Annotated in this window: 1 protein-coding gene; it reads right to left on the reverse strand. The window is 56.3% G+C overall.

Features of this window, described 5'->3' with window-relative positions; all coding sequences use genetic code 11:
• On the reverse strand, nucleotides 1-270 hold a 270-nt coding region (locus tag KO503_RS16040), incomplete at both ends, for an IS3 family transposase (RefSeq protein WP_215992611.1).

Genomic DNA, 270 nt, shown 5'->3' on the forward strand with positions numbered 1-270 from the left:
CGCAGCAATGTCCCGAGAAGGCATTTCTGGTTCAGGCCATCCGCAGTGAAGTCCTGATCCAGAAGGTTGGGCGCAATGTTGAACGTGTGATCGCTGTCTGTTGTTGCCTTATATTTCTGGGTCCTGACGACCTTGATGCCGTTCTCGTGCATCAAACGGCCCACACGACCGTGACCGACGCTCAGCCCCAGATCTTGCAGTTCTTCAGTCATCCGCAGCCGCCCGTAGCTTTGCAGGCTAAGTCGATGGTGCTCACGGATGTGGGCCAAG

The sequence above is a fragment of the Pacificibacter marinus genome (assembly GCF_018860505.1).
Taxonomy (GTDB): Bacteria; Pseudomonadota; Alphaproteobacteria; order Rhodobacterales; family Rhodobacteraceae; genus Celeribacter; species Celeribacter marinus_B.